The following is a 16016-nucleotide window of genomic DNA, read 5'->3' on the forward strand; positions in this document are numbered from 1 at the left end:
GGGGCTGCTGCGCAGCCCATCGCGACACAAGGCCGCTCCTACAAGGGCCAGCCCTGGCCAGGAGAGATATGCAAGACAGTTGCTCCCATAGGGTATGCGAACCGCTTGCGAGGAATCACCTACAGGTGATCGCGACACCGGGCATTGTTGTAAGGCCCGTTGAAGCGCTTCCATCCATCACCCGGTGACACCTGCGCACATATCAGGCGCCCATCGACTTTGCTCTCCCAACGCCAGTAGGGCGCGGGCCCCGCGTGTGCCTGGCACAGGCAAAGCAGGGCCAGTAATGCCGCTAACAGCTTACGCATGGTACCTCCTGCAAAAACGACGAACCCCTTCACGAGAAAGGGGTTCGCTTGCACACGATCAATCAGCGGGCATCACGCCATCTGAATGATGGTTTGCATGATGGTGCTTTCAGTCGAAATGGTCTTGGCGTTCGCCTGGTAGTTGCTTTGCGCCTTGATCAGCTCGACCAGCTCTTGGGTCAGGTTGACGTTCGAGCCTTCCAGCGAGTTGGACTCGATAGCACCCAACGTGCCTGTTTTAGGCGAGTCGATACCAGGAATGCCCGAGTTGTAGGTTTCGGTCCAGCGGGTACCACCGATCTGCTGCAAACCTTGCTCGTTGGCAAAGCTGGCCAGCGCAACCTGGCCAACAGCCCGGGATTGCCCATTACTGAAGGTTGCAAACAATACGCCCGTGGCATCGATGCTCAGGTTGGACAGAATACCGGTGGCATACCCATCCTGCGACTGCGACATGCGCGCAGTTTCGGTGTTGTAGGAGGTGGTGCTGGCCATCGACATTTTCATGCCCGCCTCATCACCCACCGCACCATTGGAGCTCCAGTTGCCCGATGCATCCTCGGCCGCCGGCACCCATCCAATCATGCTGAACGTATTATTGACGACGGTGAACGACGAACCCGCCGGGTGACCCGTGTTGTCCGCAGTCATTGAGTTGACCGAGCCATCACTGTTGAAATTGATGGTACCGGTCAATGGCTGAGTGCTAGCCGGGTCGAACGGATTACGCCCGTCCACCAGGGTATACATGGTCCACTCATTGGTCCCGGTCTTGCGGTAGAACTGCTCCATCGTGTGCTCGTTACCCTGGCTGTCATACACCTTGGTAGGGAACGAGCGGGTGTAGGTAGATTCATCGGACGGATCGAAAGGCTTGTTCGCCACCAATGCCGGCGAGGTCACACCCTGGTCCTGAACAGTGCCTGCCGCACCACTGGCTACCCAGTCACCACTGACAGGGTCCTGGGTTGCCGGCACCCATCCATCAATGCTGAAACCACCGTTCTTGACGGTATAGGACGCACCTGCAGGCACACCGGTCGTGCTCGCCGTCATGGCGCTGATGGTGCCATCGCTGTTGTAATCGACAGTGCCGGAAAGCGGCGTAGTGCTACCTGGATCGTACGGGTTGCGCCCATCGATCAAGGTATACATGGTCCATTCGTTGGTGCCGGTCTTGCGGTAGAACTGCTGCATGGTGTGATCGACACCATCGGCATCCTGCACCGTGCTGGTGGTGGCACGCTGATAAGTGCTCGGGTCAGCCGGGTCGAACGCCGCCATGGTTGGCGGCGTGGTGTTGTCGTACACCTGGAACGGGATCGACGTTGCAGACGAGTTCAGGTTGATGCCCTGATCAATCAGCGAGGTCGCCTTGGGCTGCAGTGCCGACGTGTCGATCTTCAGGTCAGTCAATACACCCTTTTGAATCTTCCCGGTGCCATCGGCCGCATAGCCCTGCAAGCGCAGCCCGTCCGAGGTGACCACGAAATTGTTTTTGTCAGGCTGGAAAGCACCGGCACGGGTGTACACGCGCGAGCCATTGTCAGACAGCACGAAGAAACCCTGCCCCTGGATGCCCATGTCCAGCACGTTGCCCGTGGTGTTGATGTCGCCTTGCTTGAACTGCTGGGAAATGTTGGCCAGACGCACACCACCCCCCACCTGGTTCTTGCCTACGCCCAAGCGGTTGGCGCCCGAGTAGACGTCGGCGAACTCGGCGCGCGACGACTTGAAGCCAGTGGTATTGACGTTGGCAATGTTGTTGCCGGTAACGTCCAGCTGTTTGTTGGCTGCGTACAGACCGCTAAGGCCGATATTGAAAGACATGAATTCGCTCCTTTTGCCGCTCTAGCGGGCCTTAGATACCGATGGTTTGCACGTCGGAGAGGGATACTTTGCCAACACCGGCAAGGTTGAGGACCATTTCGCCGGTGGCGTTGAAGCTGACGCTGGTTACCTTGGCCGGCAGCAAGGTGTTCATCTGCACCGTCTTGCCATCCACCGTGGTGCTGGCGGCGAAGGTATAAGTGCCCGGGTCGACCTTCTCGCCGCTGTCGTTGGTGCCGTCCCAGATGAAATCTGCATAACCCGCTTTCTGCTCACCCACTTCGATGGTCTTGACGGTGTTGCCGTCCTTGTCCTTGATGGTGATCTTCGCTTCGCTGATTGCTTGCGGCACCACAAACTGCGCATTGAAGCTTTCGGCAGTGTCGACCACGGCTTTGTCGTTCTGCACCACCACCGACCTGCCCACCAGCGACGACGCCTGCAGTGCTTGGGACGAGGCCATGGCATTGGTGATGCTGGTGACCGATTCGTTCAGCGAGGTAATGCCTTCCAGGCTGCTGAACTGCGCCAACTGGGCAACGAACTCGCTGTTGTCCTGCGGATCAAGCGGGTTCTGGTGCTGCATCTGAGTCACCAGCAACTGCAGGAACGCATCTTTGCCGAGCGCATCGTTGCCGGTTTTGGATGCCGTATCGGTGGTCTTCTTGGTGTTGGTACCTACGCCCGAGGCGGACAGCACGTCGTTAAGGTTCACACCGTTGGTGTCGATTGCCATGGTTCGGATTCCTTATCACTGCCCGAGGGTCAGCACTTTCTGCATCATGCTCTTGGCCGTATTCATCAGCTCGGCGTTGGTCTGGAACGCGCGGCTGGCAGAGATCATGTCAGCCATCTCCTCGACCACGTTGACGTTCGGGTAGTAGACGTAGCCGTCCTTGTTCGCTGCCGGGTGGTTCGGCTCGTAGCGGGCCTCGAGGGTGCTCTGGTCTTCGACGATGCCTTTTACCTGCACGCCCTGCCCTGCTTCGCCCTGGTCCTCGAACAGCGACTGGCTGGTGCCGGCCTGCGCAGCCTGGAAGGTGGTGGCGAATACCGGGTGGCGGGCACGGTAGGTCTGGTCGATGCTCGACGACACGGTCTCGGCGTTGGCGATGTTCGAGGCCACGGTGTTCAGGCGCGTGTTCTGCGCACTCATGCCGCTACCGGCAATGTTGAAAACGCTGGAAAGGGACATGGTCATTCTCCCCGCAGGGCGGAAACCAGCCCTTTGAATTTACTGTTGAGCAACGTGAAGCTGGCCTGGAAGCCAATGGCGTTTTCGGTGTAGTTCGATTGCTCGATCTGCGCGTCAACGGTGTTCTGGTCGATCGAAGGCTGCAGCGGCGTGCGGTACTTGAGCGTATCGTCAGCGGCGATGGCCAGGCCTTCGGCTTCGATGTGCCGGCTGTTGGTACGGTCCATGGCGAAGCGGCCGCCTTGCTGCTTGCTGGTTTCGGCGGCCAGCACCGAAGAGAAGTCCATGTCACGCGCCTTGTAGTTGGGCGTGTCGGCGTTGGCGATGTTGTTGGCCAGCACTTCGGCGCGCTGGGCGCGGAAGCCCAGGGCCTTTTCGTGGATACCAAGCGCCTTGTCGAAGCTGATGCTCATGTCGGGGAAACCTTCAGAGGTTGACCGGAATTTCGTTGAGCAAGGTATAGCAAGGGCTGTGCCAACCACTGCAAAGCCCGTGTTTATGGGCTTTAGCGGTAGGGTACTGTCAGCGTGATGCCAGAAAAGCGGCAAAGCCCTTCCGCCTTGGGCGGCGAAAGCGGCAATTGCCGGGTGGCAAAAGCGGCAAAACAAAAAATTGACGTCCGTGTTGTTGCCTGGGCGGGCCTCTTCGCGGGTAAACCCGCTCCCACAGGGACACCGCTGCCCTCAGGGGTGGTGCATAACCTGTGGGAGCGGTGCAGCGCTGCCCTCAAGGGTGGTGCATAACCTGTGGGAGCGGGTTTACCCGCGAAGAGGCCCGCACAGGCAAACAAAAAACCGGCAACTTTCGCTGCCGGCTTCTGGTTCACTTGGCCTGGTAGATAATCCCCGGGCTGCACTGCACCATCTGGTAATGGTCCGGCAACCCGTTCAATGCCTCCGAGGCACCAAGGAACAGGTAGCCCCCCGGCTTCAAGGTGCTGTGAATGCGCAGCAGGATGTCCCGCTTCACCTGCGCCGAAAAATAGATCAGCACGTTGCGGCAGAACACGATGTCGAACTTGCCCAGGCTGGCGTAGCTGTCGAGCAGGTTGAACGAGCGGAACTCGACGCGGCTGCGTATCGCCGGCTTGACCGCCCAGCGCCCCGGCCCCTTGGGGTCGAAGTAGCGCTGCAGGCGCTCCTGCGACAACCCGCGGGCAATCGCCAGGCTGTCGTACTCACCGGTCTTGCAGTTGTTCAGCATGGTGCCGGACAAGTCGGTGGCAACGATCTGCGCGCCCATCTTCAGCTGGCCGAGGTTGCTGCGCTCGAACTCGTCGATGGCCATCGAGATGGAGTAAGGCTCCTGCCCCGACGAGCAGGCCGCCGACCACATGCGCAGGCGCTGGCCAGGGTTGTTGCGGATGAACTCGGGGATGACCTTGTTCTTCAGCACTTCGAACGGGTAGGTGTCGCGGAACCACAAGGTCTCGTTGGTGGTCATCGCATCGACCACCTGCTCGCGCAAACCGCCACGCGGCTGGGCCTGGATGCGCTGCACCAGCTCGCCCAGGCTCTTGATGCCCTGTTGTTCCATCAGCTTGTTGAGACGGCTGGAAACCAGGTACTGCTTATTCTCGCCCAGCAAGATGCCACAGGCTTTTTCCAGGAAGACCCGGAACTGTTCGAAATCCAAATTACCCGTAGACACTACTGCCGCCTCTTTTCAATCACTGGTGCCGGGGGGCTTCCCCGGCTGCTTCAATGCGCTGCCTTGATCCGGTCGACCACCCGCTGGGCCAGGTCGTCCGGCTTGAACTTGGCCAGGAAGTCATCGGCGCCGACCTTCTTGACCATTGCCTGGTTGAACACCCCGGAAAGCGAAGTATGCAGGCAGATGTGCAATTTTTGCATGTGCGGGTCGCTGCGGATCTCCGCCGTTAGCGTATAGCCGTCCATTTCCGGCATCTCAATGTCCGAGATCATCATCAGGAACTCTTCTTCCGGCTTTTTGCCCTCGTCCACCAGCTGGCGCAGGTAGTTCAGGGCCTGACGGCCGTCATTGAGCGCCACCACTTCCACACCTACGGTCTGCAGGCAACGGCTGACCTGCTTGCGCGCCACCGACGAGTCGTCGACGGTCAGCACCCGCATCAGCACGGCCTTGTCCTGCACCTCGGCATCGATCACCCCGGCCGACACCGATTCGGACGACGGCGACACTTCGGCCAGCACTTTCTCCACGTCGATGATTTCGACCATGCGGTTGTCCACCCGGGTGACCGCCGTCAGGTAATGGTCACGGCCAGTGCCCTTGGGTGGCGGATGGATCTCTTCCCAGTTCATGTTGACGATGCGCTCCACCGAGTGCACCAGGAAACCCTGGGTCTTGGTGTTGTACTCGGTGATGATCACGAAGCTCTTGCGCGTGTCTTCCTGCAGCGGACGCAACCCGGTAGCCATCGACAAGTCGAGGATCGGGATGGTCGCCCCGCGAATGTTGGCAACCCCACGCACCACCGGGTGCGCCTTGGGCAGCAGGGTCAGCGCAGGGCATTGCAGCACTTCCCTGACCTTGAATACGTTGATGCCGTATAGCTGTTCGCCATTGAGGCGGAACAGCAGCAACTCCAGGCGATTCTGCCCCACCAGCTGCGTGCGCTGGTTGACCGAATCCATAACACCCGCCATGCCAGACTCCTTTACTTTTCAGCCTTTCGTTGCAACTCAGGTAGCGAGTCGGCACGGGCTTTGCTTTTTTGAGCGTCATGCACACGAAAACGACATTTTTCCGACGATTGACGCGCCTGCTGACTGGCTCGCTGGCCACGCTGTGCCTGCTGCTGCCCGGCGTGCGCACGGTAGCGGACGCGTTTACCTTGCCTGAACAGCTTATCGGTGTCACCCAAGGGTTTCTTGAATTCACCGTCGAAGATTACCTGGCCACCACCCAGACCGCCGGCCGTTATGAAATCCAGGTCAACTCGCTGGACCCACGCCTGCGCATGCCGTTGTGCAGCCAGCAACTGGACGCCTCGCTGGAAAGCCCCTCTCAGCCGCTGGGCCGGGTGACGGTGCGGGTCCGCTGCGACGGTAGCGCCCCGTGGACGGTATTCGTGCCGGCCACCGTGCGGCTGTTCCGCGATGTGGTAGTGGTCACCCGCCCGCTCAAACGCGGCAACGAAGTGGGCGAAGGCGACGTGGCGCTGCGCGAGCGTGATGTGGGCACACTGGGCCAGGGCTTCCTCAGCGAACTGGACCAGGCGGTGGGCATGAAGATGCTGCGCCCCACGGTGATCGACCAGGTGCTCACCCCGCAGCACCTGGAACAGGCCGAGGTGGTGCGCAAAGGTGACCAGGTGGTGATCATCGCCCGCAGCGGCAGCCTGAGCGTGCGCATGCCCGGCGAGGCCCTGAGCAAAGGCGGCCTGAGCGAGCAGATAAGGGTACGCAACCTCAATTCCAAACGGGTGGTCAAGGCCAGGGTTACCGGCCCGGGCCAGGTCGAGGTCAGTATGTAAGCCGGCCGCCAGAATGCGCTGGCGGTGAGGAACGGCTTTTTCTAAACTGTGTCAGAACACGGGTTCGCGAGCTTGCTGACAGGCGGCTATGCATTTGTGCCTAAAGTTTCTTTCGGGTTGGCCGAAAACAAGGCAAGCGTCCAAATACCCAGAGGTTTCTGATCATGGTCATCGACTTCAGTCGTTTGAATAACTCTCCGTCCGTCACGGGCGGCGTGCGCGGCAACACCGCGCCCGGCAGCGCCGAAAAACCGGCAGCCAGCCAGGAAGCGGTGAAAGACACCGGCGCCAGCGGAGAAGCGGTACACCTCAGCCAAGAGGCCCAGCAGTTGCAAAAGATCAGCGACAAGCTGCGCGACGAGCCGGTAGTCAACAGCGCCCGCGTGGCCCAGTTGAAACAGGCAATCGCCGACGGCAGCTACCAGGTCGATGCCGGCCGGGTCGCCAGCAAACTGCTCGATTTCGAAGCCCAGCGCTGACCGTACGGCGCGCTGACTTCACGGACGCTAGAAAAGCCAAGAGTTAGCCATGCACGACACCACCTTGCTGCAACTGATCGAAGATGACATTGCACCCCTGCAGGAGCTGCTCGATATCCTGCAGAGAGAGGCCGTTGCGCTTCATGGCCGCGATATGGCGCCACTGGAAAACATCCTGGCCCGCAAGCAGTCATTGATCGTGCTGCTGGAACAGCAAGGCCTGCGGCGCAATAACCTGCTTACCAGCCTTGGCCTGAGCCCCGATCGTGCCGGCGTGGAGGCAGTGGCGGCCCAATCGCCGAATGGTGAACTGCTGCTGCAGCAACTCGATGTCATCAGCCAATTGATGCAGGCATGCCAACAAGTCAACGAGACCAATGGCCGCATCATCCAGGTGCAACAACACGTCACCAACAACCAGATTCGCATCCTTCAGGGCGGCGATTCGCCGTCACTGTACGACAGCCGCGGCGGTACCTCGCTGCTGGCCAAGCCAAGGGCCCTCAGCCAAGTCTGATTTTTCTGTCAAGGCACGGAACATACTGGCAAAATGCCGTTACTTGCGTGTGTTGCTTTTGCCTGGAGAACGATAAGCCGTGTTCAATGAATCCGATGCCCCGCAACCGCCAAAGGTGCTGAGCACCCCCCTGGAGATTGCGGCCAACTTGCGGCAACTGCAGGAAAGCCACGACCCCCTGATCATCACCTTCCATGACCGCAGCCAGCGCTTCCAGAGCTACGTGGTGCACGTGGACCGTGAAAGCAACACCCTGGCGCTGGACGAGATGATCCCCCGTGACGGCGAGAAGTTCATCGAGAACGGCGAGCACTTTCGCGTCGAAGGCTTCCACGATGGCGTGCGCATCGCCTGGGAGTGCGACCACGAACTGAAGGTCAGCGAAGTCAACGGCCACCGCTGCTACAGCGGGGCCCTGCCGCTCGAGATGACCTACCACCAGCGCCGCAACGCCTTCCGCGCCGCGCTGAAGCTGTCGCAGCTGGTCGACATCATCCTTGATGGCACCCACCTCAAGGGCAACGGCGCCCTGCGTGGCAAGTTGCTGGATATCTCCGCCACCGGCTGCAAGCTGCGCTTCGAGGGCAATGTCGAAGACCGCCTGCAACTGGGCCAGGTGTATGAGCGCTTCAAGGCAGGCAACCCGCTGGGCCTGGTCGATACCATGGTCGAGCTGCGCCACCTGCACTATGAAGAGCGCATCAACACCACCTTTGCCGGGGTGCGCTTCCACAACCTCAGCGGGCAGGCACAGCGCAAGATCGAGAGCTTTGTGTACCAGCTGCAGCGTGAGGCGCGGCGGTTTGACAAGGACGACTATTGATCGTTGGCTTGTAAAGCAGAAACGCCACCTTTTGAGGTGGCGTTTTCATTTGTGCTCTCCAGTGCTGGCCTATTCGCGGGTAAACCCGCTCCCACAGGGATCGCATCAGGCCTGAGAGCAGCCCCGTACCTGTGGGAGCGGGTTTACCCGCGAATAGGCCGGCATAGGCTTACACCGACTTGCTCACTTCTTCAGGCTCGGGCGCCTGTTGCTCGGCCCCCTTCTCTTCCGCCTCGGTATCCTCCGCCGCCACCGGTGCCTGCATCACATCCTGCACCGTCTGCTCATCCACCCGTGGGTCCAGCGCAGCCGACAACGGCGAACCGGCCGCCGGCATTGCCACGTGGCCCAACGGCGCGTCCTGCACCTGGTGCAGCCCGGTAACCGCCTTCGGCCGGATGCGCCACACCAGCACCAGCGCAAAGAACACAAAGAAGGCATACAGCATCTGCGGCCCCAGCACCTTCATCAGCACGCCAGCCGCCAATGGCCCGATACAGGCGCCCACGCCGTAGGTCACCAGCAGCATCGCGGTCAACGAGACCCGCCGCTCGCTTTCCACATGGTCGTTGGAAAACGCCACCGCCAGCGGGTACAGGCAGAACTGCAGCAAGGAAATCAGGAAGCCGATGCCGAACAGCAATTCCAGCGGCACGCTGGGTAATATCGCCAGCGGCGCAGCCGCTAGCGCCAGGCCTACCGCCACGCTGCGGATCAGCACCGCGCGGTCATAGCGGTCCGACAACCAGCCCAGCGGCCATTGCACCAGCAGGCCGGCAAAGATGCAGCTACCCATGAACAGACCGATCTGCTCGGTGGTCATGCCCTGGCTGGAGGCATACAACGGCGCCAGGCCGTAGAACGAGCCGACGATCAGCCCGGAACCCAATACCGTGCTAAGCGACTGCGGCACCCGCTTGATGAAGAACTTCGGCTCCATGGGGGCCGGGCGCAACGGCGCCGGGTGAATGCGCCGGGTCATCGCCACCGGCACCAGGCACAGGGCAAAGCACATCGCTACCAGCATCAGCAGCTCCGGGCCAAGCGCCGGGTGCACGACCAGGATCAGTTGGCCAAGCACCAGGCCCAGGTACGAGGCAATCATATAGCCGCTGAACACCGCGCCGCGGTGCTTCACATCAGCCTGCTCGTTAAGCCAGCTCTCGATGACCATGTACTGGCACATCATGCCCAGGCCGACGATCATGCGCAGCCCGACCCAGGCCGGCAACCAGCTGGTCAGGCCATGGCCGAGCACCGCCGCGCCGACGATCCCGGCGCAGGTGGCATAAGCGCGTATGTGCCCGACCCGGCCGATCAACCGGTGGCCAACCTTGCCGCCCAGCGCCAGGCCGAAGTAGTTGGCGGCCATCAGCGCACCAATCCACAGGCTGTCGACATGGTCGGCGGCCAGGCGCAGGGCCAGGTAGGTACTGAGCAGGCCCGAGCCGATCAACATCATCAGCGCGGCGAAATACAACGACTGAAACGGCTTCCATATATTTCGCATAGGTCCCGTGAAGCTCCCTTGATCAGGTGGCGGGGGTGCTAGCAGCATAAGGGCAAAAACATCCCGGCGCAGGCCCCCTCAAGCGAATTGCCGCTGCGGGGGCGTGTCCGGTGCAGGTCGTGTCGCGATCAGGCCTGTGCCGCCAGCACCCGGCGCTCCCACGGGGTGATCTCGTCGAAGAAATCCGTCAGCTCCAGGGTCTTGCTGGCGATGTAGCCTTCGATGAACTCGCTGCCGAACAGTTCCCGCGCCAGCACGCTGCGTTTGAGGCGTTCGAGCGCTGCATGCAAGGTGCACGGCAGGCTCAGGTGCTCCGGCACTTCGAACTCGCCCTGAATCGCTGGCGACGGCTGCAGGCGCTGTTCAATGCCGTGCAGCCCGGCGGCCAGGCTGGCGGCGATGGCCAGGTACGGGTTGGCATCGGCGCCGGGCAGGCGGTTTTCCACCCGCCGCGCCACCGGCGCACTGGCCGGGATACGCAGGCCAGCGGCGCGGTTGTCTTCGGACCAACAGGCGTTGTTCGGTGAGGCGTAGGGGTGGCACAGGCGCTGGTAGGAGTTGACGTTGGGCGCGAACAGCGCGGTGAAGTCGGCCAGGCACGCCTGCAAACCGCCAATGAAGTGGTGGAAGGTGTCGGTCGCCAGGCCTTGCTCGTCGCTGAACACGTTACGCCCGCTGGCCACCTCCACCAGGCTCTGGTGAATGTGCATGGAGCTGCCGGGCGTGTGCGCCAGCGGCTTGGCCATGCATACCACGATCAAGCCGTGCTTGAGTGCCACTTCCTTGAGCAGGTGCTTGAACAGGAAGGTCTGGTCGGCGAGCAGCAGCGGGTCGCCGTGCAGCAAGTTGATCTCGAACTGGCTGACGCCCATTTCGTGCATGAAGGTATCGCGCGGCAGGCCCAGCGCGGCCATGCACTGGTAGACCTCGTTGAAGAACGGGCGCAGGCCATTGTTGGAGCTGACGCTGAATGCCGAATGGCCCAGCTCGCGGCGGCCGTCGATACCCAGCGGTGGCTGGAACGGCTGCAGCGGGTCGCTGTTGGGGGCAAAGACGAAGAACTCCAGCTCGGTCGCCACCACCGGCGCCAGGCCCAGCGCTGCATAGCGGGCGATTACCGCCTTGAGCTGGCCACGGGTGGACAACGCCGAAGGCCGGCCATCCAGCTCGTTGGCATCGCAAATGGCCAGGGCACGGCCGTCACTGCTCCAGGGCAGGCGATGGACCTGGCTGGGTTCGGCCACCAGCGCCAGGTCACCGTCGTCGCTGCCGTAGAATTTTGCCGGCGGGTAGCCGCCCATGATGCATTGCAGCAGTACACCCCGGGCCATCTGCAGGCGGCGGCCTTCGAGGAAACCTTCAGCGGTCATCACCTTGCCGCGCGGGACGCCATTGAGGTCGGGGGTGACGCATTCGATTTCATCGATGCCCTGGAGCTGAGCGGTGCTCATGACGCTTGTCCTTGTTGTTGTAGGCTGACAACAACATAGGCTGGGGGTGTTTAAAATATCAAGCAGCCGTTTTATTACCTGTGCCGGCCTCTTCGCGGGTGAACCCGCTCCCACAGGGACCGCACAGGTTTTGAACATTGTGTTGTACATGTGGGAGCGGGTTTACCCGCGAAGAGGCCGGCACAGGCAACCCTTATTCCCGCAAAGTCATGCCATTGGCCGGCAACGGCAAGGCCGTCTTGTAGCGTACCTGCTTCAAGGCAAAGCTCGACCGAATGTTGGCCACCCCCGGCAACCGCGTCAGGTAGTCGAGAAACCGCTCCAGCGCCTGAATGCTCGGCAACAGCACCCGCAGCAGGTAGTCCGGGTCCCCCGTCATCAGGTAGCACTCCATCACCTCGGGCCGCTCGGCAATTTCTTCCTCGAAACGGTGCAGCGACTGCTCCACCTGTTTTTCCAGGCTGACATGTATGAACACATTCACATCCAGCCCCAGCACTTCGGGCGACAGCAAGGTCACCTGCTGGCGGATCACCCCCAGTTCCTCCATGGCCCGCACCCGGTTGAAACAGGGCGTGGGCGACAGGTTTACCGAGCGTGCCAGCTCGGCGTTGGTGATGCGGGCGTTCTCCTGCAGGCTGTTGAGAATGCCGATATCGGTACGATCGAGTTTGCGCATGAGACAAAATCACCGGTTTTTTATGTTTATGCGGAATGTTTATCTGCCCCGCACAGCAAAGGCAATCAACTTGAGAGAAAAATTCTCCTGCCGGGCCACTAAGATGTAGGGGACGCTGACTTACCAGTCACAAGCCGGTACTCAGCGGCGGCCGCTTCAGAGCTCACAAAAACAAATACCCCGAGCGAGCGTAAAAAGCATGAACGAGTACGCCCCCCTGCGTTTGCATGTGCCCGAGCCTACCGGCCGGCCAGGCTGCCAGACCGATTTCTCCTACCTGCGCCTGAACGACGCAGGTCAAGCCCGTAAACCCCCAGTCGATGTCGATGCTGCCGACACCGCCGACCTGTCCTACAGCCTGGTCCGCGTGCTCGATGAGCAAGGCAACGCACAAGGCCCATGGGCCGAAGACATCGACCCGCAAGTTCTCCGCCAGGGCATGCGCGCCATGCTCAAGACGCGCATTTTCGACAGCCGCATGGTGGTTGCCCAGCGCCAGAAGAAAATGTCCTTCTACATGCAGAGCCTGGGCGAAGAAGCCATCGGCAGCGGTCAGGCACTGGCGCTTAACCGCACCGACATGTGCTTCCCGACCTACCGCCAGCAAAGCATCCTGATGGCCCGCGACGTGTCGCTGGTCGAAATGATCTGCCAGTTGCTGTCCAACGAGCGTGACCCGCTCAAGGGCCGCCAGCTGCCGATCATGTACTCGGTGCGCGAGGCCGGCTTCTTCACCATCAGCGGTAACCTGGCGACCCAGTTCGTGCAGGCCGTCGGTTGGGCCATGGCGTCGGCCATCAAGGGCGATACCAAGATTGCCTCGGCGTGGATCGGCGACGGCGCCACCGCCGAATCGGACTTCCACACCGCCCTCACCTTCGCCCACGTGTACCGCGCCCCGGTGATCCTCAACGTGGTCAACAACCAATGGGCCATCTCCACTTTCCAGGCCATTGCCGGTGGCGAGTCGACCACCTTCGCCGGCCGTGGCGTGGGTTGTGGCATTGCTTCGCTGCGGGTTGACGGCAACGACTTCGTCGCTGTGTACGCCGCTTCGCGCTGGGCCGCCGAACGTGCCCGCCGTGGCCTTGGCCCAAGCCTGATCGAGTGGGTCACCTACCGTGCCGGCCCGCACTCGACCTCCGACGACCCGTCCAAGTACCGCCCCGCCGATGACTGGAGCCACTTCCCGCTGGGCGACCCGATCGCCCGCCTGAAGCAACACCTGATCAAGATCGGCCACTGGTCCGAGGAAGAACACCAGGCCACCACGGCCGAGTTCGAAGCCGCGGTCATTGCCGCGCAGAAGGAAGCCGAACAGTACGGCACCCTGGCCAACGGCCACATCCCGAGCGCCGCCTCGATGTTCGAGGACGTGTACAAGGAAATGCCCGACCACCTGCGCCGTCAGCGCCAGGAACTGGGGGTTTGAGATGAACGACCACAACAACAGCATCAACCCGGAAACCGCCATGGCCACCACCACCATGACCATGATCCAGGCCCTGCGCTCGGCCATGGATGTCATGCTTGAGCGCGACGACAATGTAGTGGTGTACGGCCAGGATGTCGGTTACTTCGGCGGCGTGTTCCGCTGCACCGAGGGCCTGCAGACCAAGTACGGCAAGTCGCGTGTGTTCGACGCACCGATCTCCGAGAGCGGCATCGTCGGCACCGCCGTAGGCATGGGCGCCTACGGCCTGCGCCCGGTGGTGGAAATCCAGTTCGCCGACTACTTCTACCCGGCTTCCGACCAGATCGTCTCCGAGATGGCGCGCCTGCGTTACCGTTCGGCCGGTGAGTTCATCGCCCCGCTGACCCTGCGCATGCCTTGCGGTGGCGGCATCTATGGCGGCCAGACCCACAGCCAGAGCCCAGAAGCGATGTTCACTCAGGTGTGCGGCCTGCGCACGGTCATGCCGTCCAACCCGTATGACGCCAAAGGCTTGCTGATTGCCTCGATCGAATGCGACGACCCGGTGATCTTCCTGGAGCCCAAGCGCCTGTACAACGGCCCGTTCGACGGCCACCACGACCGCCCGGTTACCCCGTGGTCGAAGCACCCGCACAGTGCCGTGCCCGACGGTTACTACACCGTACCGCTGGACAAGGCCGCCATTACCCGCCCAGGCAATGACGTGACCGTGCTCACCTACGGCACCACCGTGTACGTGGCCCAGGTGGCCGCCGAAGAAAGCGGCGTGGATGCCGAAGTGATCGACCTGCGCAGCCTGTGGCCGCTGGACCTGGACACCATCGTCGAGTCGGTGAAAAAGACCGGCCGTTGCGTGGTGGTGCACGAGGCCACCCGTACCTGCGGCTTCGGCGCCGAACTGGTGTCGCTGGTGCAGGAGCACTGCTTCCACCACCTGGAGGCGCCGATCGAGCGCGTCACCGGCTGGGACACCCCCTACCCTCACGCACAGGAATGGGCTTACTTCCCAGGGCCTTCGCGGGTAGGTGCGGCACTGAAAAAGGTCATGGAGGTCTGAATGGGCACGCACGTCATCAAGATGCCGGACATTGGCGAAGGCATCGCGCAGGTCGAGTTGGTGGAATGGTTCGTCAAGGTCGGCGACATCATCGCCGAGGACCAGGTGGTGGCCGACGTCATGACCGACAAGGCCACCGTGGAAATCCCTTCGCCGGTCAGCGGCAAGGTGCTGGCCCTGGGTGGCCAGCCGGGTGAAGTGATGGCGGTCGGCAGCGAGCTGATCCGCATCGAAGTGGAAGGCAGCGGCAACCATGTGGATGTGCCAACGGCCAAAGCGGTCGAGGCCGCTGCTGCCCCTGTGGCGGCAAAGCCAGCGCCACAGCAGGAAGTAAAACCCGCAGCGTACCAGGCGCCTGCCAACCACGAGGCAGCCCCGATCGTGCCGCGCCAGCCGGGCGACAAGCCACTGGCCTCGCCCGCCGTGCGCAAGCGCGCCCTGGATGCCGGTATCGAACTGCGTTACGTGCATGGCAGCGGCCCGGCCGGGCGCATCCTGCATGAAGACCTCGACGCCTTCATGAGCAAGCCGCAAAGCAGTGGCGGGCAGGCTTCGAATGGCTATGCCAAGCGCACCGACAGCCAGCAGGTACCGGTAATCGGCCTGCGCCGCAAGATCGCCCAGCGCATGCAGGACGCCAAGCGCCGGGTCGCACACTTCAGCTACGTGGAAGAAATCGACGTCACCGCCCTGGAAGCCCTGCGCCAGCAACTCAACAGCAAGCATGGCGACAGCCGTGGCAAGCTGACCCTGCTGCCGTTCCTGGTGCGCGCACTGGTCGTGGCTTTGCGTGACTTCCCGCAGATCAACGCCACCTATGACGACGAAGCGCAGATCATCACCCGCCATGGCGCGGTGCATGTGGGCATCGCCACCCAGGGTGACAACGGCCTGATGGTACCGGTGCTGCGCCATGCCGAAGCCGGCAGCCTGTGGAGCAACGCTGGCGAGATCTCGCGCCTGGCGCACGCTGCGCGCAACAACAAGGCCGGCCGCGAAGAGCTGTCTGGCTCGACCATAACCCTGACCAGCCTTGGCGCGCTGGGCGGTATCGTCAGCACACCGGTGGTCAACACCCCGGAAGTGGCGATCGTCGGCGTCAACCGCATGGTCGAGCGGCCGGTGGTGATCGACGGCCAGATCGTCGTGCGCAAGATGATGAACCTGTCCAGCTCGTTCGACCACCGCGTGGTCGATGGCATGGACGCCGCACTGTTCATCCAGGCCGTGCGTGGCCTGCTCGAACAACCCGCCTGCCTGTTCGTGGAGTGA

The 16016-nt window shown here is 62.0% G+C and carries 17 protein-coding genes; 7 read left to right on the forward strand and 10 right to left on the reverse strand.

Annotated features, from left to right (window positions below):
* Positions 1 to 119 precede the first annotated feature (119 nt).
* From IAE39_RS19365 to IAE39_RS19395, 7 genes are all read right to left on the reverse strand, one after another.
* Complete coding sequence (locus IAE39_RS19365) at positions 120 to 308, reverse strand: hypothetical protein (protein WP_201205502.1); 189 nt, start codon at positions 306 to 308, stop codon at positions 120 to 122.
* A 72-nt stretch (positions 309 to 380) separates the two neighbouring features.
* Positions 381 to 2138 (reverse strand): flagellar hook-basal body complex protein, encoded by a 1758-nt coding sequence (locus tag IAE39_RS19370; RefSeq protein WP_201205504.1) that lies wholly within the window; start codon positions 2136 to 2138, stop codon positions 381 to 383.
* A gap of 31 nt (positions 2139 to 2169) precedes the next feature.
* Positions 2170 to 2874 (reverse strand): flagellar hook assembly protein FlgD, encoded by a 705-nt coding sequence (flgD, locus tag IAE39_RS19375; protein WP_201205506.1) that lies wholly within the window; start codon positions 2872 to 2874, stop codon positions 2170 to 2172.
* A gap of 15 nt (positions 2875 to 2889) precedes the next feature.
* Positions 2890 to 3333 (reverse strand): flagellar basal body rod protein FlgC, encoded by a 444-nt coding sequence (gene flgC / locus IAE39_RS19380; RefSeq protein ID WP_201205508.1) that lies wholly within the window; start codon positions 3331 to 3333, stop codon positions 2890 to 2892.
* 2 nt (positions 3334 to 3335) lie between these two features.
* Positions 3336 to 3746, reverse strand: coding sequence for a flagellar basal body rod protein FlgB (gene flgB / locus IAE39_RS19385; RefSeq protein ID WP_012051595.1), 411 nt, complete (start codon positions 3744 to 3746; stop codon positions 3336 to 3338).
* A 409-nt stretch (positions 3747 to 4155) separates the two neighbouring features.
* The gene (gene cheR, locus IAE39_RS19390; RefSeq protein WP_012273532.1) at positions 4156 to 4983 is read right to left on the reverse strand and encodes a protein-glutamate O-methyltransferase CheR; all 828 of its coding nucleotides are present in this window, start codon (positions 4981 to 4983) and stop codon (positions 4156 to 4158) included.
* Positions 4984 to 5033: 50 nt separating this feature from the next.
* Positions 5034 to 5963, reverse strand: coding sequence for a chemotaxis protein CheV (locus IAE39_RS19395; protein WP_201205510.1), 930 nt, complete (start codon positions 5961 to 5963; stop codon positions 5034 to 5036).
* Positions 5964 to 6040: 77 nt separating this feature from the next.
* On the opposite strand from IAE39_RS19395, the gene flgA reads away from it, so the two are divergent.
* The 4 genes from flgA (at position 6041) to IAE39_RS19415 (ending at position 8612) form a co-directional block, all read left to right on the forward strand.
* Complete coding sequence (gene flgA / locus IAE39_RS19400; RefSeq protein ID WP_201205512.1) at positions 6041 to 6793, forward strand: flagellar basal body P-ring formation chaperone FlgA; 753 nt, start codon at positions 6041 to 6043, stop codon at positions 6791 to 6793.
* Positions 6794 to 6957: 164 nt separating this feature from the next.
* Complete coding sequence (flgM, locus tag IAE39_RS19405; RefSeq protein WP_201205514.1) at positions 6958 to 7272, forward strand: flagellar biosynthesis anti-sigma factor FlgM; 315 nt, start codon at positions 6958 to 6960, stop codon at positions 7270 to 7272.
* Between the two features lie 49 nt (positions 7273 to 7321).
* Positions 7322 to 7789 (forward strand): flagella synthesis protein FlgN, encoded by a 468-nt coding sequence (locus IAE39_RS19410; protein ID WP_201205516.1) that lies wholly within the window; start codon positions 7322 to 7324, stop codon positions 7787 to 7789.
* Positions 7790 to 7868: 79 nt separating this feature from the next.
* On the forward strand, positions 7869 to 8612 hold the full coding sequence (locus IAE39_RS19415) for a flagellar brake protein (protein ID WP_201205518.1): 744 nt from the start codon (positions 7869 to 7871) through the stop codon (positions 8610 to 8612).
* 169 nt (positions 8613 to 8781) lie between these two features.
* On the opposite strand, the gene IAE39_RS19420 is transcribed toward IAE39_RS19415, so the two are convergent.
* From IAE39_RS19420 to bkdR, 3 genes are all read right to left on the reverse strand, one after another.
* The gene (locus IAE39_RS19420) at positions 8782 to 10122 is read right to left on the reverse strand and encodes an MFS transporter (RefSeq protein ID WP_201205519.1); all 1341 of its coding nucleotides are present in this window, start codon (positions 10120 to 10122) and stop codon (positions 8782 to 8784) included.
* A gap of 128 nt (positions 10123 to 10250) precedes the next feature.
* Positions 10251 to 11492 (reverse strand): glutamine synthetase family protein, encoded by a 1242-nt coding sequence (locus IAE39_RS19425; RefSeq protein ID WP_201205544.1) that lies wholly within the window; start codon positions 11490 to 11492, stop codon positions 10251 to 10253.
* Positions 11493 to 11766: 274 nt separating this feature from the next.
* The gene (bkdR, locus tag IAE39_RS19430) at positions 11767 to 12252 is read right to left on the reverse strand and encodes a Bkd operon transcriptional regulator BkdR (protein ID WP_003254485.1); all 486 of its coding nucleotides are present in this window, start codon (positions 12250 to 12252) and stop codon (positions 11767 to 11769) included.
* A 199-nt stretch (positions 12253 to 12451) separates the two neighbouring features.
* On the opposite strand from bkdR, the gene IAE39_RS19435 reads away from it, so the two are divergent.
* The 3 genes from IAE39_RS19435 to IAE39_RS19445 are packed head-to-tail and all read left to right on the forward strand — an operon-like array spanning position 12452 to position 16016.
* Entirely contained in the window at positions 12452 to 13684 is a 1233-nt protein-coding gene (locus IAE39_RS19435; protein WP_201205521.1) for a 3-methyl-2-oxobutanoate dehydrogenase (2-methylpropanoyl-transferring) subunit alpha, read from the forward strand.
* A 1-nt stretch (position 13685) separates the two neighbouring features.
* Positions 13686 to 14744, forward strand: coding sequence for an alpha-ketoacid dehydrogenase subunit beta (locus tag IAE39_RS19440; protein ID WP_012273542.1), 1059 nt, complete (start codon positions 13686 to 13688; stop codon positions 14742 to 14744).
* Positions 14745 to 16016, forward strand: a complete 1272-nt coding sequence (locus IAE39_RS19445) for a dihydrolipoamide acetyltransferase family protein (RefSeq protein ID WP_201205523.1) — start codon at positions 14745 to 14747, stop codon at positions 16014 to 16016. It abuts the gene before it with no gap.

This window comes from Pseudomonas sp. S37 (assembly GCF_016658545.1).
Classification (GTDB): Bacteria; Pseudomonadota; Gammaproteobacteria; order Pseudomonadales; family Pseudomonadaceae; genus Aquipseudomonas.

Excerpts from the sequence above, each read along its gene's own strand:
- IAE39_RS19425 (WP_201205544.1), bottom strand. The coding sequence starts at position 11,492 with ATGACCGCTGAAGGTTTCCTCGAAGGCCGCCGCCTGCAGATGGCCCGG.
- IAE39_RS19440 (WP_012273542.1), top strand. The coding sequence starts at position 13,686 with ATGAACGACCACAACAACAGCATCAACCCGGAAACCGCCATGGCCACC.
- flgA (WP_201205512.1), top strand. The coding sequence starts at position 6,041 with ATGCACACGAAAACGACATTTTTCCGACGATTGACGCGCCTGCTGACT.
- flgD (WP_201205506.1), bottom strand. The coding sequence starts at position 2,874 with ATGGCAATCGACACCAACGGTGTGAACCTTAACGACGTGCTGTCCGCC.
- IAE39_RS19395 (WP_201205510.1), bottom strand. The coding sequence starts at position 5,963 with ATGGCGGGTGTTATGGATTCGGTCAACCAGCGCACGCAGCTGGTGGGG.
- IAE39_RS19435 (WP_201205521.1), top strand. The coding sequence starts at position 12,452 with ATGAACGAGTACGCCCCCCTGCGTTTGCATGTGCCCGAGCCTACCGGC.
- IAE39_RS19445 (WP_201205523.1), top strand. The coding sequence starts at position 14,745 with ATGGGCACGCACGTCATCAAGATGCCGGACATTGGCGAAGGCATCGCG.
- bkdR (WP_003254485.1), bottom strand. The coding sequence starts at position 12,252 with ATGCGCAAACTCGATCGTACCGATATCGGCATTCTCAACAGCCTGCAG.
- IAE39_RS19365 (WP_201205502.1), bottom strand. The coding sequence starts at position 308 with ATGCGTAAGCTGTTAGCGGCATTACTGGCCCTGCTTTGCCTGTGCCAG.
- flgC (WP_201205508.1), bottom strand. The coding sequence starts at position 3,333 with ATGTCCCTTTCCAGCGTTTTCAACATTGCCGGTAGCGGCATGAGTGCG.
- flgB (WP_012051595.1), bottom strand. The coding sequence starts at position 3,746 with ATGAGCATCAGCTTCGACAAGGCGCTTGGTATCCACGAAAAGGCCCTG.
- IAE39_RS19420 (WP_201205519.1), bottom strand. The coding sequence starts at position 10,122 with ATGCGAAATATATGGAAGCCGTTTCAGTCGTTGTATTTCGCCGCGCTG.
- flgM (WP_201205514.1), top strand. The coding sequence starts at position 6,958 with ATGGTCATCGACTTCAGTCGTTTGAATAACTCTCCGTCCGTCACGGGC.
- IAE39_RS19410 (WP_201205516.1), top strand. The coding sequence starts at position 7,322 with ATGCACGACACCACCTTGCTGCAACTGATCGAAGATGACATTGCACCC.
- IAE39_RS19370 (WP_201205504.1), bottom strand. The coding sequence starts at position 2,138 with ATGTCTTTCAATATCGGCCTTAGCGGTCTGTACGCAGCCAACAAACAG.